This is a genomic window from Rhizobium gallicum bv. gallicum R602sp (assembly GCF_000816845.1).
Classification (GTDB): domain Bacteria; phylum Pseudomonadota; class Alphaproteobacteria; order Rhizobiales; family Rhizobiaceae; genus Rhizobium; species Rhizobium gallicum.
In genome coordinates, this window is sequence record NZ_CP006880.1 from 760,882 (window position 1) to 775,352 (window position 14,471).

A 14,471-nucleotide genomic window follows, 5' to 3' on the forward strand; every position below is an offset into this window, starting at 1 on the left:
ACGCTTGGCTTCCGAAGGCTTCTCAGCGCGACTGGGAAGGCTAACCTTTGCGCAAGAGTTTCTCGACGTGACTGAAAGGCAGAGGTTTTCCGAAGAAATATCCTTGAATTTCGGTGCAGCCGTGCTCCCTCACTTGATCGAGCTGGTCAGTCGTTTCGACGCCTTCGGCAGTCGTCGTGATACCGAGGCTTGATCCCAGATCGACCACCGCCTTCACGATGGCGGCGCAATCCTTGGAATCTCCAAGTTCGCGGATGAATGATTGATCGATCTTGATCTTGTCAAACGGAAAAAGCCTCAGATAGCTCAAGGAGGAATATCCAGTACCGAAGTCATCCATCGCAATCCGCACTCCAAGTTTCTTGATGTGGTGCAGGGTTGCCAGGGCCGTCTCGCTGTCAGTGAGGAGGACGGATTCGGTGATCTCGAGTTCAAGCTGAAAAGCCGACAGACCTGAATCAGCAAGGGCAGAAATAACCGTATGGATAAGCGAGGGGCTTCTGAACTGGACTGGGGAAATGTTCACCGCAACCCTTACATGCCCTGGCCAGCTTGCGGCATCTTTGCACGCCTGGCGCAACACCCATTCCCCGAGTGGCACGATCAAGCCGGTTTCTTCCGCCAGCGCGATGAATTCGCCCGGTGAAACCAGGCCCCGCTCGGGATGGTGCCAACGCAAGAGCGCTTCGAAGCCGACAACCTCTTCGGTTCCTGCATTGACCTGCGGCTGATAGTAGATTTCGAACTGGCTGCCTGCGATGGCCTGCCGGAGGTCGACTTCGAGTTTGCGCCGCTTCTGCATGCCGGCATCCATTGCAGGCTCGAAGAAGCAATAGGTCCCTCTGCCATCCGTTTTCGCTTTGTAGAGAGCGGTGTCGGCATTCTTCAGCACACCATCTGCCGTGTCGCCGTCGTCAGGCGTTATCGCAATGCCGATGCTTACCCCGAGTTGAACAGGCTGCCCCTCGACGATAAACGTTTCGCCGATAGCATTGACAAGTCTTTGCGCAAGTGCAGCGGCGCGTTCCTTCGTTTGGACCTCCTCCTGAAAGACGATGAATTCGTCGCCGCCCAGCCGGGCAATGCTATCGCCCTCACCCAGGCATTTCTTCAGCCTGTCGGTTACTTCCTTCAGCAGGAGGTCGCCTGCGGCGTGCCCCAATGTATCGTTCGCATGTTTGAAGTGGTCCAGATCCATGCATAACAGCGCGCAGCGCTTGCGAAGGGCCAATTCCTTTTCAAGCTTCTCACGTAAAAGCGCGCGATTGGGCAGGCCAGTCAGCGGGTCGTGACCCGCCATGTGTTTGATCTGTTCTTCGGCACGCACGGATTCAGTGACGTCTTCATGGGTTGCGACGTAGCCGCCGTTTTCCATCGGGTTATGTGTGATCTTTATCACCCTGCCATCCATCAAGACGATATTCTCACTGGCGGCGGAACCCTTTAGCGCGGCTTCGACGACAACATCGAAATACGCCTCCCGCTGAACCGGCGCGTTTCCAGCTGTTTGCCGATAGTCGAGGATTTGCCAAAGAGGCGTTCCCGGCCGTGTCAACGTTTCGGGCAGGTCATACAAGCGACAATAGCCTGCGTTGCACAGTAACAGGTTCTTGTCAGCATCGAACATGCACAGTCCGTGCGGCATGTTTGCCAATGCCGCATCGAAGCGGCGGTTCTGATCGGCCATATCCTTTCTTATGCTGGCCAGCGCCGAAATGTCATCGCAGCTGACCAACCATCCGCCGTCGTCCACCGGCGTGGAGGTCAGCGAAACGATCCTCTCACCGATTGAAATCTCCTGATAGAACAAAGTCGAACATTTGAGGAGATGCGTGAGCCAGCTCTCTTGACTGTCATCGGATTGCTGCGTCCGGGCAAGAATCGGAATCTGAGCAGCCATCCTTGTCGCACTGACGCCGACTTCAATTGCCCCCTTGGGGGCGCGCAACAGTTTCCCAATCCGATCGTTGAAAATTACAACCCGTAAGTCTGCATCCAGCAGCGCGACACCCTGCTGCATAGTCTCCAGAATACGGAAGGAACTAAGCATAACCTACCTTTGCAACAAGCGAGATCAAACGCAACCTTAAAGTGCGCATGATGCAATCACAATGCCTTTTCTTTGAAATAACTCAACCAAGTCGTGTCGGCGGTCATCTTCGCGTGCAAACAAGCCGACACTTCGGCATGATTCCCGTCGTGCTTCGCTCCGCAAGTGCTTATATAAGGCCCCAGGTTCTGCCATTGAGAGAAACAGCGCGTTAGAGACTGACGGAGATGCTGCGGGCCTTCATGATTCGATGCCCGGTCTGAACGGAACAAAGGGGTGCAGTCGAGACCGCCCGCAATGCTCAGACCGCGTAGCGGTGTCGTATTGTTGCACAATGTGCACCGAGAATTCATGAAAACAGGTTCGTTCTGCCTCCGGCGAGCGCACGACGCACCTATATCTATTAGGAGCCACGCAATGCGTTAAGCGAAGAGGAAGAACTTGAACGAGATCCACATCACCAAGCGAGAGAGGGAAATCCTGACGCTCATGTGCGACGGAAAGAGCGCGCAGGAGATTGCGATCATCCTCGGGTGCTCGGTGCATACCGTGCGAACGCATATCGAAGCGCTGAAGGATACATTTGCAGTCTACAAGGATACAGCTCTGGTGGCCGCGGCGCTACGGACAGGCGTGATTGAATGATGAAAGTGTCACGCCGGTTCTGGAACGTGCACAGGCAAATGGCCAGCGCGCTGGGGCGGTTCGGCCGCTTCGGCTGCCGTTTGAGGGCGGCGCCATTCCTTCAGGTTTGCTCGTGGACGCATTTTCTCATTTTGATGCAGGCGAAGACCCGCTATTGCATTGTCGATCGTATCGGGAATGGCTTGATTTGAAAACAGGACGGCGGCTTTCGGTATCTGGCGCATCAAGGGGGCGGGATCGCAACGATGATCGTCCAGGCATCAGCCCAGTCGACATTGCAGATCACAATTCCCGCACGGCCATGGGGCTCCTGCGCCGCTTTGGGCCGCTCACCCGCCAGGAGCTTTCCAGGCATCTTGGGCTCACGGAGCCGGCTATAACAGGGATTATGCGCCGCCTAGCCGATGCTGGTCTGGTCAGCGGGAAAAAGCGTCCTACAACTGCGCACTACACGGCGCTCGAGTTCTCGTTGCGAGCCGACGCCGCATATTCCTTGGGAATCCGCCTCGGTGCGCATGGCGGTGAAGCTGTCGTCATGGATCTTGCCGGTAGGATCCTTCAACAGCGCGCCTTCACAAAACCCGAAGAAATCAAGGAGGCTGTTTTACACATCCGGCATGCCGCTGGCCTCTCTGGCAGACTGCTGGGATGCGGTATCGCTCTCTCGGCCGGGGCTCTCGATCGGAAAGTAATTGAGGATAGCCTTGAATTGGACGTTGGCCCGCTCTTTTTTCTGGATGATACCGAGGCGGCGGTCAATGCCGAGCGTATGTTGGGCATAGGCGACCGCGAAGGCGGTCTGGTGATCGTCATCGTCGACGAAACTGTGCGCGCCGGGCTTTTGATCGGCGGCCGGCCGTTTCGGGGTGTTCACGGATTGGCGGGCCAGATCGGCGACATGCGCTCGGGTGTTGATGGCGCGAGCCTGAACGAAGTCGCGACGTTGGCTTCGCTCAAAGAGTACCTGGCAGCCCACCCGGGCGAAACGGATGGCTGGGTGGCGATTGCTGCGCGCCATCTTCATGAGGCGGTCCTGGCGATTTCAGGATTTATCGCTCCGGGCGCCATCCTCATCGGTGGTGCTCTGCCCGACGATGTTTTCGAGGCAATCATTGCGCGCCTGTCGCGCGAACGGGACGACAAAATTCGCGATCTCGTGATCGCGCCTTGGATACCCTGCGTGCGGCGTGCGTCCTTTCCGTGGGCAGGGGTCGCCGTCGGCGCGGCATTACGGCCGTTTTCCGACACACTTTTGCCCGCTGAACGTCCATGATCTTTCGGGCGTGGCTTAACGCGCCCTGCCAACCGTCACGCAACCGTGACCGGGTCCTGGGACTGTCGGCTGCTGATTGGATTTCGAAACCGCTGACCCGGTTCGGCGGATGGCAACCCCAAACGATGGGCAAGCGGGATTGCGGCAGCACCGAGAGCCGCGGCATCTTCCGAGCCGGCCGCCCGGTGAACGGACGGCGCTCGTGCGCCAAGCCGAGTAATCTCCTCGTGGACGTAGACAAGCAGTTCATCAATGAGACGGACAGGAAAGCGGCCACCGATGAGAACGCCTTCCGGATCAACGATCATGCCGATATCGACAATTGCTTGGGCAAGCTTGATGCTGATCTTTCGCAGCCACCTGCTGACGCGGCCGCGACCCGCGTTGTCGAGGTTGAGAAGATCTCCCGGGGTTTTCGCTTTGATGCCGTTGCGCTCAAGATAGTCAAACAGGATAAACAGCGAGAACATTTCGCCCAGCGGCTGGGTGCTTCCCGCAAACGGGCCATCATCAAAGACGACCGGCAGCCAACCAATTTCTCCGCCGATTCCGCTGGCGCCCTTATGACGGACCCCATCAATGACGAGGCTGCCGCCGAGACAGGCATTGGCGAGGATGTAGAAGAAACTGCCGATTTCCGTGCCGAGACCATACTCGATTTCACCGAGTGCAGCAGCGTTGGCGTCATTGTCGATGAACACCGGATGATCGGAAATTGCCTCCAGCGCGCCGCGCACGTCATAGCCAACCCATTGCCGGTATTCTGATGGAAAGCCGACGACTTTAACCTCTCCGAGCCAGTCAGGAATAGCAAGGCCAATTCCCGCCAGACGAGCTTCTTCGATGACCCTGCGGCGTCGGAAAGAGGACAGCGCGTCTGCCATCAAGCCCGCGAAGTCGTCCGGTAGCAGAAAGCGCCTTTCGTGATGGATGCGTCCGCGCACTGTGCCGGCTGCATCCACAGCGACGATCGTCAGGTGATCGCGATCAATATTCGCGCCGACCGAAAACACCCCTTCGGGATCGATCTCCAGCTCGATGGCAGGTTGTCCGCGCAGGCCGTGCCTGCGGCGCGCCTCCATAACGAGACCTTCGTCGAGCAATCGATCCACGATGCGGGTGACGGCTTGTTTCGTCAGCCGCGATTGGTGGGCAAGCTCCGTGCGCGAGATCGGGGCGCCGCGATGAATTGCGGCGAGAATCATGGCCCGATTGGCCGCCGCAGCCTGCTCCGTATTCGAGCCCGACAGTATCAATCCGGTATCCCTTCGCCGTGACCTAATCTCAACGCAAACTAGGCGATTATAGTGGATGCGAAAAGCACCCCAAGAGCGCTGTTGCATCGAGGCGTATCGCATCAAGTCCTGGCTATTCGCCAGCTCTTGACCTCAAAGGGGCGCAAACCGGCAATCGGCACCTCCATCGGCTCTTCGAGGATACTGACGACGCCCATGTTCTGCCACCGCGGCGGAAGGCGTAACTCAAAGTTCCCGCGCCGCCCGGCAGGCTCGTACACGCGCACGATGAGGCCATCGCCGTCCTCCGAGGGCTTGACGGCGGAAAGTGCCGCATCAATCCCGACGGCGGCAAGCGGCTGCCATCTGCCCGGTGCGCGATCTGTGGCGGCAACGGCCAACAGCGGTTGGTTTAGATCTTCGGCCTCCTCCCTCACACCCCCTTCGTACCAAGTACCCTCATGTGGCATCAGTGAATAGGTAAAAGTCTGGATGCCTTCGTCGGCAAGCGGATCGGGATAGACTGGCGCGCGCAGGAGGGAGAGGCCCAGGACATTGCCGCGCACGCTGTGGCCATACTTTGCGTCATTGAGGATGGCAACGCCAAAACCAGGCTCCGAAAGATCGGCAAAGCGATGGGCAGGTGCTTCGAACATCGCAGCGTCCCAGGACGTGTTGGAATGGGTCGGACGTTCCACGACCCCGTAGGCGCATTCGCAGGTCGCCCTCGCGTGACGCACGGCAGCGCCCGTGAGCGTGCGAAGGAAGACACGTCGGTCATGCCAGTCAAGTTCTGTCTGTATGTCCAGCCGCCGCGCGTTGGCACCAAGCGACAGAACCTGCGTGATGCGCGAGTGGCGCCAGGTTCGAACGATCTTGATCGCCGCCCGATGCGGCCCGTTCTCAATCAGGTCAAGGCTGTCGAGATGAGTGATCTCTTCGCCACGAGCGGCGTAGTCTTCTTCGACATCCCAGGCGTCCCAATTGCGCGGCTTGTCGGCAGGATAGACGTAAAGGCGATTGCCGAAGCCCTCAAGCGCCTCGCGGCCTGTTGGCTTGTGCAAAATGCTGGCGATCGAGCCGTCGTTGGCAAGCCTCACTTTCAAGACAGCGTTTTCCAGATAGTCGCGCCCTGCCGAAAGGCCGGTCTTTGGCTGGAGTGCTTCGGTCGCCAGAACAGCAATCCCAAGCGGCGCGATCTTTCCCTCGGCCGAGATTGTGCTGCCGTCTGATAGCGTCAAGCGGATGGGACGCTCAGACAGCGACGGATTGACCACCAGAACATTGTTGCCTTCTCCAACCGGCAGTTGCGCGGCTATCGATTTCATCGCCGCCATTTGAGTTGAGCGCGCCTCTGCCACGACTGCGTCGAGTTCGTTGGCGGCATCGACATAGACCTCGGCAATCGAGGAGCCGGGCAGGATGTCATGAAACTCGTTCTTTAAGACGACACGCCATGGTCGTTCCATTGATGCCGGCAGCTCGCCCCCCAGAAGATAAGCAAGGCCGGCCAGCGTCTCGGCGGTAACCAGACTGCGCTCTGCTTTTCGGTGCAGCCGCTTAACGGCGCTCTGACTGGTGAGCGTTGCGCGATGCAGTTCGAGATAGATTTCGCCCTGCCAGACTGTCAGGTCCTTCCTGGCTGCGGTGTCATGCGCATCCTTGAAGAAGTCGTGGACCCTTGTCCAGCGTGCTTGCGGCAAAGCCGGGAAAAAGCGCAGTTGCTCTTCCCGCATAATCATTTCCGGCGTCACGCCGCCGCCGCCATCGCCATAGCCCACGGCAAGCAGCGTGGCTTGGTGCTTGTCCTTCTGGCGGAAGTTCTTCCAGGTCGGAACGAAACAATCCGGGCGCACGAAGCCATTGTAGCCCTGCATCGGATTGTCGAATGTGTGGGCAAGGACCCTGCTGCCATCGAGCCCTTCCCACCAGAAGAGGTCGGCCGGGAATTGATTGGTTTCCGACCAGTTGACCTTGATCGTGAAGAAGCTGTTCATGCCGCCTTGACGCAGGAGCTGGGGCAGGGCGCCGGAAAAGCCGAAGCAATCGGGAAGCCAGCAGACGGTATGGCGAACCCCGAAGGTCTTTTCGAAATAGCGCTGGCCATAAAGGATCTGCCTGCTGAGGCTCTCGCCGGTCGGCATGTTGGTGTCGGGTTCGACCCACATGCCACCAAGCGTCTCCCATTGGCCTGCCTTTGCCCGTTCGATGATGCGCGCCAGCAAGCCTGGATCGTCTTCGGCAATCTGCGCATAGTAGTGGGCTGTGGACTGATTAAAGCGGAAATCGGACGATTGCTCCATGAGCGACAACGCCGTGTGGAATGTACGGCGCATCTTCCGCCGGGTTTCGCTGTAAGGCCAAAGCCATGCAAGATCGATATGCGCATGTCCGGTCAGTGCGATTGCGCCTTGCGGCGGAAAACGCTCGCGCAGTTGCTTGAGCTGTCCAACAAGTGTTTCGTAGGCTTCGAGCACACTGGCCCGCTGGCTCTGATTAAGACCTTCAGGTGAAATCTCAACTGGCGGCAACTGCCAGATCTTCCGCTGGACCGGCGAGGACGCCGTACGCGCGACATAGGCGGCGGTGGCCGATGGCCAGTCGAGGCCGCGCATGGCGTGTTCGCCGACATCCAGGAGATGCGGAATGACCTCGTGGCCGTCGAGGATTTCGGCCGCCTCGGTGATCTGCCGCAAGAGCAGCCAGAGCCTGTCAACGGCAGTGTCCAGCCAGATGACTGCACCATGTTCCAACCTCGGGTGCCGCACGGGTTCGCCAAAGGGCAGGCGCGCGACGGTTTCGGAAGAGATGCGGATGCTGCGCGAAGGGACAAGGAATTCCCGGTGATAGGGATCAAGGCCGAGTCGTGTCTCATTGCCCGTCTCGTCGGCGATCGTGATCAGACTTTCGCCGCCAAGGTCAAGCACGAGCCGAGCGTCGTCAAGGGGCCAATGGCCGGGCAAGGTGATCGCGCCGGAAAAGCGCACTGTGCCGTTTTTGCGTGGCCATGAATCGCCGATTGCAATCGGCTCTCCTTCAAAGGTCCAGCCGTCTATCTCAATAGTTTCGCGTGAACGCCAGTATTCCAGCTCTGCGATACGGACGCGAATGCGGTCGAGGCGTTGGGTCAGAGTAAGCGTCATGATGAGATCCTGAGATGTGAATGCAATGTCAGCCCTTGACGGCGCCCTCCGTCATGGCGCCGAGGATGAGCCGCTGGAGGGCGAGAAAGGCAATAATGGCTGGAACGACCGATACAAGGCAGGCCGCCGCGAGCAACTGGAGGGAGGAGTCGTTTTGTGTTCCGGCATACTGGAAAATCCCCACCCCAATGGGCATGAGAGATTCCTTGCTGATGAGAAGAAATGGGACGAGAAACTGCGACCAGCCGGCGATGACCGAGATGATGAAGGCTGAGGCGATGCCTGGTGCCGACAAGGGAAGGATGATGCGCCAAAAGACGCTAAAATGACCGCAGCCGTCAATGACGGCAGCTTCGTCGAGGCTTTTCGGAATGCCGTCGATTGAGCCCTTCAATATCCATGTCACCATTGGTACCGCGAGGGCAATATAGACCATTGTTGCACCGAAATGGCTGTCGGTAAGGTGAAGTGCTGCCATGTAGCGGTAGAGCGGCACCATGATAACAAGCGGTGAAATCATCTGAAAGGCGAGCAGGATCATCATCCAGGCTCCCTTGCCGCGAAACGGAAATCGGGAGAAGGCATAAGCTGCAGGCAGCGCCACGATCAGGCAGCCGATTGCGCTGCACGAGGACAGGATCAACGCATTCCAAAGATATCCTGCGAACTTGTCGGAGGATAAGATGGCGCCGAAATTTTCCAAAGTTGGCGCTTTGGGGATGAGACGGCTCACGCCCAGAAAGATTTCCTTGCGCGTTCTGAGCGCAAGCGACAGCAGCCAAAGCAACGGCCAGGCGAAGAATAGAAACGTTATGGCAAGGAACAGATAGCTTAGCGCATCGCCAATGCGATCTTGTCTGAGAGGCCTCAAGTCGGTTCTCCTTTTGGCAGAAAACGGGCATAGATGAGTGCAAGGCCAAGACTGATTGTAAGCATCAGGATCGACAAGACCGCGCCGGCTGCAAGGTCGTAATTTCGGAACACGACGTTGAAGGTGTATAGCGAGAGAACCTCGGTCGCGCGGCCGGGGCCGCCGCCGGTGAGCGAAATGATTGCGTCAAACGTGTTCAGGGTTTGGATCGTGATGAGGATCATGTTGACGAGGATAGCGGTCCGCAGCTGAGGTAGAGTGATATAGATCAGCCGTTGCCACGGATTTGCGCCGTCGACTTCGGCAGCCTCGTAAAGAACAGGATCGATGGCCTTGCTCGCCGCATACATCACAACCATCGAGAACGCCGTGCCTCGCCAGACATTGGAAATTACGACCGACCACATGACCATGTGCGGATCCGACAACCACTGCACAGCCGGAACGCCGATCAGGCGCAAGAGACTGTTCAATCCGCCAAACGGCGCTTCGTTGAAAAGCATTTTCCAGATGATGCCGCCGGCAATGCCCGGAACAACCCAGGCGACAAGGGCTGTTGTTCGCACGATCGTCGAGCCGAAGAGCCGGCGCTTTTCGCTGTGCAAGACAATCAAGGCGATGAAAAGCCCGAAGAATTGCTGCACAACGACGCTCGACGCGGTGAAGACGAATGTCACCCACAGGATTTGCAAGAGCTCGGGCTTTGACAATGTGGTGACGATCGTCTGCAGCGTGTATTCTTCGTCCGTGCCAAGCAGCGAGACGTTGGTGAACGCAAAGCGAAAGACGTCAATCAAGGGGTAAAGATAAAAGGCGCCAAGGACAAGAATGAGCGGCATAAGCCAAGGCAGCGGGGAGGGACTATGGCGTCCGGCGGCTTTCCTGCCGATCCTTTGGGGGCCTGTGGCGGCAATGCTTGCATCCATCATCGGTCCGATCCGGCCGTTTCATCGTTAGGCAGCGGTTGCACGGGCTTCCTGGCGGCACGAGGTCGTTCCGACCCGCGCCGCCAGGTGGTGTTCAACTGCGTTTGAAGGCGCTAAGCGAAGCGCCGAATGCCTCGTCCACGGCGGCCTCAGTCGGCTGGACGCCGGTCAGGACCTTGCCCATCATGATCTGAATCTGATTTGAGATTTCAGGATAGACGGGTGCGCCGGGCCTTGCCTGCCCGAACTTCAGCGCTGCCGCAAAGGTCTTGTTGGCGTCTGAGGAAAACACCTCGTATTTGTCATAGAGATCGGCGCGGGTCGGAAGCTGCTCCTGCAGCGCATTGGCAGGTCCCATATAGATATCGCGGGCAAGCTCTGCGCAGAGCTTCACCTTTTCATTGTCCTTGCTGAAAGCCGCCACCGTCCAGCCGCCGGTGCCCGTTGAGCGCTGGTCCGCTGCCGGGCCAGGAAGCGGTGAAAAAGCCCATTTGGCGAATTCATCGGCATCAAGCGCTGTTTTGAGCTGCGCGTATTGCCAGTTGCCACCGACGAATAGTGCGGTCGTGCCGGCTGCAGCCGCTGCATTGAAATCGTCATAGTTGCCGATTGTCGCCACGCGTTTCGGAGCGGCTCCGGACTCAACGAGATCGCGGTAATAGTTGACGGCTTTGATGAACTTGTCGCGATTTTCACCCTCGCCAAAGATCGGCTTGCCATCGTCATCCACCAATTTGCCGCCTTGGGCCCAGAAATTGGCGAGCCAGTCGAATGTTGTTCCTTCATAGCGGCCGCCGTTGAACAGAACGCCTTCCATTCCCTGCTCGACCGAGGAAAGGGCCGCCTTCTTCAGGTCGTCCCAGGTCTGTGGCGCATCAGGAACAATTTCCTTGTTGCGGTAAAGGACACGAAGGTCCGTCGACCACCACCATGCGTAGATGTTGCCGTTAGAGCCGGTTATGCCTTCACGGATAAAGGGGAAGAGCTGGTCGATTTCCTCTTTGGTGAAGTAAGGTGAGAAGGACTGCAAGACGCCGGCTTTCTTGAAGAGCGGCAACACGAAAGAATCGACGGCTGCACAATCGGGGGCCGATCCCGATTTGGCTTGCTCGAGCATGCGCGCTTGTTCCTGCCCGATATCCCCTGACATCATCTGCAACTCGATCTGCCAGTCGGAATGCTTGCCGATGAAGTCGTTGAACAGCTTGCTGTAGCCTTGGGCGTAAGCCGGCTCGTTGTTGCGTGGGCCATCCGTGGTCATCCGGAAAACCAGCTTGTTGGGTGCGTCGGACTTGCCGACGATGTCGCCCGTGATCGCCTCTTGTGCCGGGCTGTCATGCGGCGCGGCTAAGAAAGTGGTCGCCGCCAGTGCAAGAATGAGTGCTGTATTCCTCACGAGTATCTCCTCCCGGGTCAGGATCCGATTTGAGCCGTTGCCTCCAACAACGCTCTGATCCGAGAATAGATTAAGTCACATTCATTTGGTGTCAAGGTTCGACTGGACTGGAAATATTGATCAAAAAACTCGCGTCTGCCGGCTTCCCCGGACCGAAAAAAGGCTCTGGCTCCAGTGTCTTTGCGAGCAAGCAGGCAATTAGGGAAATTTCCCTGTGTGATTTCCGGCGGCGACGCGCTGAGACTTCAGCCGGGACCTGATCATGTCGATCGATGTCTGGCGTTGCCGATGCTTGCATACATGCCCGTGGTTCGAAACTCTGTGGGCGTGATGCCGTAGACGCGGCGGAAGACCTTGGAAAAATAGTTGGAATCTTCAAAGCCACACATGATCGAGACCTCCTTGACCGGCAGGAAATCGGCCTTCGTCAATAGTTTTGCCGCACGCTGCAGCCGTTGCTGCAGCACGTATTCGGCAGGCGGCATGCCTTCGCTTTCCGCGAAGCTGCGGGAAAAATGCGCGCGGCTGAGACCGACGATGCCCGCAAGTTCGCTCACCGGCAATGGCTGGTCGAGATTGGCGTGGATATGATCGATCACCGGCTGCATGGCGCTGAGGTCTGCCGCAAAAGCCGGAGAACCGAAGACGTCGTCATAAAGCGCCATGGCCGCCTCATAGGCGATCGCCGACGCTGCTCCGGGCGTTGAAGCACCCTTGACAAGGCGCAGGCTGCAGTCGGCGAGATGATCAATGGTCGATGACTTGAGCCTTAGAACCGGACCGGCCAGCCCAAGTACCATCTTGTGGATTCTCAGCGTCTCCTCGCCGTGCATCGATATCCAGAAATATTCCCAACGGTCGCCCTTTTCGAGCCAGTAGCGGTGATTGTGCGGCACGAGAACCAAAAGCGTATCGCCGCTTTGGAGCCTGTAATTGCGGTTCTGGTAGCGCAGGCGGCCCGTGCCGCTGATCGTGTGCTGCAGCACCGTAAAAGGGGTCTGGCCGCGCCGCCTGCCGTCCCAGTCGTAGACTTCGTTTTCCCGCACCTCATAGCCAGCACTCGTCGGCATGGCGTGCAGGCGCTGGCGCCCACGCGGCAGGGAGATTGTCCTCATGGACTGGCCGTTGGCGATCAAATCCCGCAGCACAAAATTACCCTCGAAAGCATAATCCTTCTCTGGCCACCTCCGCGAATATCCGCATAATCCCCCTTCATAAGAGGAAGAGATTGCGGTCGAGAGAACGGCCGGGAGGAAATATAGGCGTTATTTATGCTTTTTCGGACTGCATGCGCCGGCATGTGGTCTTTCCTCTCCTGCCCGTCCTTTACCTAGCATCTGATCAGGTTGAGGTGAAGATTATGAGTTTCAAAATCGCTATCATCGGAGCAGGCAGCGTCGGCTTCACCAAGAAGCTGTTTACGGACATCTTGTGCGTTCCCGAGTTCAAGGATGTCGAATTCGCGCTGACGGATCTCAGTGAACATAACCTTCAGATGATCAAGGCGATCCTCGACAAGATCGTTCAATCGAACAAGCTGCCGACCAGGGTCACGGCGACGACCGACCGCCGCAAGGCACTCGAAGGCGCTCGCTACATCATCAGCTGCGTGCGCGTCGGGGGGCTCGAAGCCTATGCCGACGATATCCGCATTCCGCTGAAATATGGCATCGACCAATGCGTCGGCGATACGATCTGCGCCGGTGGCATTCTTTATGGGCAGCGCAACATTCCCGTCATTCTCGATTTTTGCAGGGACATCCGCGAAGTCGCTGAACCCGGCGCAAAATTCCTGAACTATGCAAACCCGATGGCGATGAATACGTGGGCTGCGATCGAATATGGCAAGGTCGATACGGTCGGTCTGTGCCACGGGGTGCAGCATGGAGCCGAACAGATTGCCGAGGTTCTCGGCGCCAGGTCGCTTTCGGATCTCGATTACGTCTGTTCCGGCATCAATCATCAGACCTGGTTCATCGACCTGCGCCTCAACGGCCGCAAGATCGGCAAAGACGAGCTTTTTGCGGCCTTCGAAGCCCATCCGGTCTATTCGCAGCAGGAGAAGCTGCGCATCGATGTTTTGAAGCGCTTCGGTGTCTATTCGACGGAAAGCAACGGGCACCTTTCCGAATATCTGCCGTGGTATCGCAAGCGTCCGGAGGAAATCACCAGGTGGATCGACATGTCCGACTGGATCCACGGTGAGACAGGCGGCTATCTCCGTCACTCGACGGAAACGCGCAACTGGTTCGAGACGGAGTTCCCGCAGTTTCTTGAATCGGCGTCGAAGCCAATCGATCCGTCCAGACGCTCCAACGAGCATGCAAGCCATATCCTTGAGGCCTTGGAGACCAACCGGGTCTATCGCGGCCACTTCAATGTCAAGAACAATGGCGTCATCACCAACTTGCCGGCCGACGCTGTCATCGAGTCGCCCGGTTTCGTCGATCGATTCGGCATCAACATGGTCTCCGGCATCACCCTTCCGGAAGCCTGTGCGGCAACGTGCATCTCGTCGATCAACGTTCAGCGCATGTCCGTCCATGCGGCGATCAGCGGCGATATTGAACTGTTGAAGCTTGCGGTGCTGCACGACCCCTTGGTCGGTGCCGTCTCGACGCCCGAAGAGGTCTGGCAGATGGTCGATGAAATGGTCGTGGCTCAAGCCCGCTGGCTGCCGCAATATGCCGACGCCGTGCCGGCTGCGCAGGAGCGTCTGTCGAAATCGAGCGTAAAGACGCGTGATTGGGCCGGCGCTGCACGTCGCAGTGTGCGCTCGATCGAGGAGCTGCGCGCCGAAAAGGCGGCCTTGAAACAGGCCGTTTGAACTTGGTGGAAGGCGGGTTGCGGCGGTTTTCCGGGAGGAAAAGCTGTCGCCTCAGACCTGATTTCACGCCGCTAGAGGAGAACCGGAGAGTGCAAGCGCTCCGAA

The 14,471-nt window shown here is 58.0% G+C and carries 11 protein-coding genes; 3 read left to right on the top strand and 8 right to left on the bottom strand.

The features are described 5' to 3' along the window. Positions 1-40: 40 nt before the first annotated feature. Positions 41-2,020 carry a putative bifunctional diguanylate cyclase/phosphodiesterase gene (locus RGR602_RS26820; RefSeq protein ID WP_052451771.1) on the bottom strand — a complete coding sequence of 660 codons (1,980 nt, stop codon included), beginning with the start codon at positions 2,018-2,020 and terminating at the stop codon, positions 41-43. Between the two features lie 471 nt (positions 2,021-2,491). On the opposite strand from RGR602_RS26820, the gene RGR602_RS26825 reads away from it, so the two are divergent. Beyond that, the gene (locus RGR602_RS26825) at positions 2,492-2,695 is read left to right on the top strand and encodes a response regulator transcription factor (RefSeq protein ID WP_022716742.1); all 204 of its coding nucleotides are present in this window, start codon (positions 2,492-2,494) and stop codon (positions 2,693-2,695) included. Between the two features lie 223 nt (positions 2,696-2,918). Here the strand turns inward: RGR602_RS26825 and RGR602_RS39305 are convergent, their stop codons facing one another. Further along, the gene (locus tag RGR602_RS39305; protein WP_267285128.1) at positions 2,919-3,050 is read right to left on the bottom strand and encodes a hypothetical protein; all 132 of its coding nucleotides are present in this window, start codon (positions 3,048-3,050) and stop codon (positions 2,919-2,921) included. Here RGR602_RS39305 and RGR602_RS26830 point away from each other — a divergent pair. Further along, positions 2,997-3,968, top strand: coding sequence for an ROK family transcriptional regulator (locus tag RGR602_RS26830; protein WP_223844148.1), 972 nt, complete (start codon positions 2,997-2,999; stop codon positions 3,966-3,968). The genes RGR602_RS39305 and RGR602_RS26830 overlap by 54 nt on opposite strands. A gap of 35 nt (positions 3,969-4,003) precedes the next feature. Here the strand turns inward: RGR602_RS26830 and RGR602_RS26835 are convergent, their stop codons facing one another. The 6 genes from RGR602_RS26835 to RGR602_RS26860 form a co-directional block, all read right to left on the bottom strand. Beyond that, on the bottom strand, positions 4,004-5,173 hold the full coding sequence (locus RGR602_RS26835) for an ROK family transcriptional regulator (protein ID WP_223844149.1): 1,170 nt from the start codon (positions 5,171-5,173) through the stop codon (positions 4,004-4,006). Positions 5,174-5,325: 152 nt separating this feature from the next. Continuing rightward, positions 5,326-8,346: an alpha-mannosidase gene (locus RGR602_RS26840; RefSeq protein WP_040115056.1), complete on the bottom strand. Its 3,021-nt coding sequence runs from the start codon at positions 8,344-8,346 to the stop codon at positions 5,326-5,328. Positions 8,347-8,374: 28 nt separating this feature from the next. After that, positions 8,375-9,217 (bottom strand): carbohydrate ABC transporter permease, encoded by an 843-nt coding sequence (locus tag RGR602_RS26845; protein ID WP_040115057.1) that lies wholly within the window; start codon positions 9,215-9,217, stop codon positions 8,375-8,377. Next, on the bottom strand, positions 9,214-10,146 hold the full coding sequence (locus RGR602_RS26850; protein WP_040115058.1) for a carbohydrate ABC transporter permease: 933 nt from the start codon (positions 10,144-10,146) through the stop codon (positions 9,214-9,216). Before RGR602_RS26850 ends, RGR602_RS26845 begins: the two co-directional genes overlap by 4 nt. A 91-nt stretch (positions 10,147-10,237) precedes the next feature. Beyond that, positions 10,238-11,539: an extracellular solute-binding protein gene (locus RGR602_RS26855; protein ID WP_040115059.1), complete on the bottom strand. Its 1,302-nt coding sequence runs from the start codon at positions 11,537-11,539 to the stop codon at positions 10,238-10,240. Between the two features lie 260 nt (positions 11,540-11,799). Next, positions 11,800-12,687, bottom strand: coding sequence for an AraC family transcriptional regulator (locus tag RGR602_RS26860; RefSeq protein WP_040115060.1), 888 nt, complete (start codon positions 12,685-12,687; stop codon positions 11,800-11,802). A gap of 212 nt (positions 12,688-12,899) precedes the next feature. On the opposite strand from RGR602_RS26860, the gene melA reads away from it, so the two are divergent. Next, on the top strand, positions 12,900-14,366 hold the full coding sequence (gene melA / locus RGR602_RS26865; protein WP_040116502.1) for an alpha-glucosidase/alpha-galactosidase: 1,467 nt from the start codon (positions 12,900-12,902) through the stop codon (positions 14,364-14,366). The last annotated feature ends 105 nt before the right edge of the window (positions 14,367-14,471 follow it).

Excerpts from the sequence above, each read along its gene's own strand:
- RGR602_RS26820 (WP_052451771.1), bottom strand. The coding sequence starts at position 2,020 with ATGCAGCAGGGTGTCGCGCTGCTGGATGCAGACTTACGGGTTGTAATT.
- RGR602_RS26830 (WP_223844148.1), top strand. The coding sequence starts at position 2,997 with ATGGGGCTCCTGCGCCGCTTTGGGCCGCTCACCCGCCAGGAGCTTTCC.
- RGR602_RS39305 (WP_267285128.1), bottom strand. The coding sequence starts at position 3,050 with ATGCCTGGAAAGCTCCTGGCGGGTGAGCGGCCCAAAGCGGCGCAGGAG.
- RGR602_RS26835 (WP_223844149.1), bottom strand. The coding sequence starts at position 5,173 with ATGATTCTCGCCGCAATTCATCGCGGCGCCCCGATCTCGCGCACGGAG.
- RGR602_RS26840 (WP_040115056.1), bottom strand. The coding sequence starts at position 8,346 with ATGACGCTTACTCTGACCCAACGCCTCGACCGCATTCGCGTCCGTATC.
- RGR602_RS26850 (WP_040115058.1), bottom strand. The coding sequence starts at position 10,146 with ATGATGGATGCAAGCATTGCCGCCACAGGCCCCCAAAGGATCGGCAGG.
- melA (WP_040116502.1), top strand. The coding sequence starts at position 12,900 with ATGAGTTTCAAAATCGCTATCATCGGAGCAGGCAGCGTCGGCTTCACC.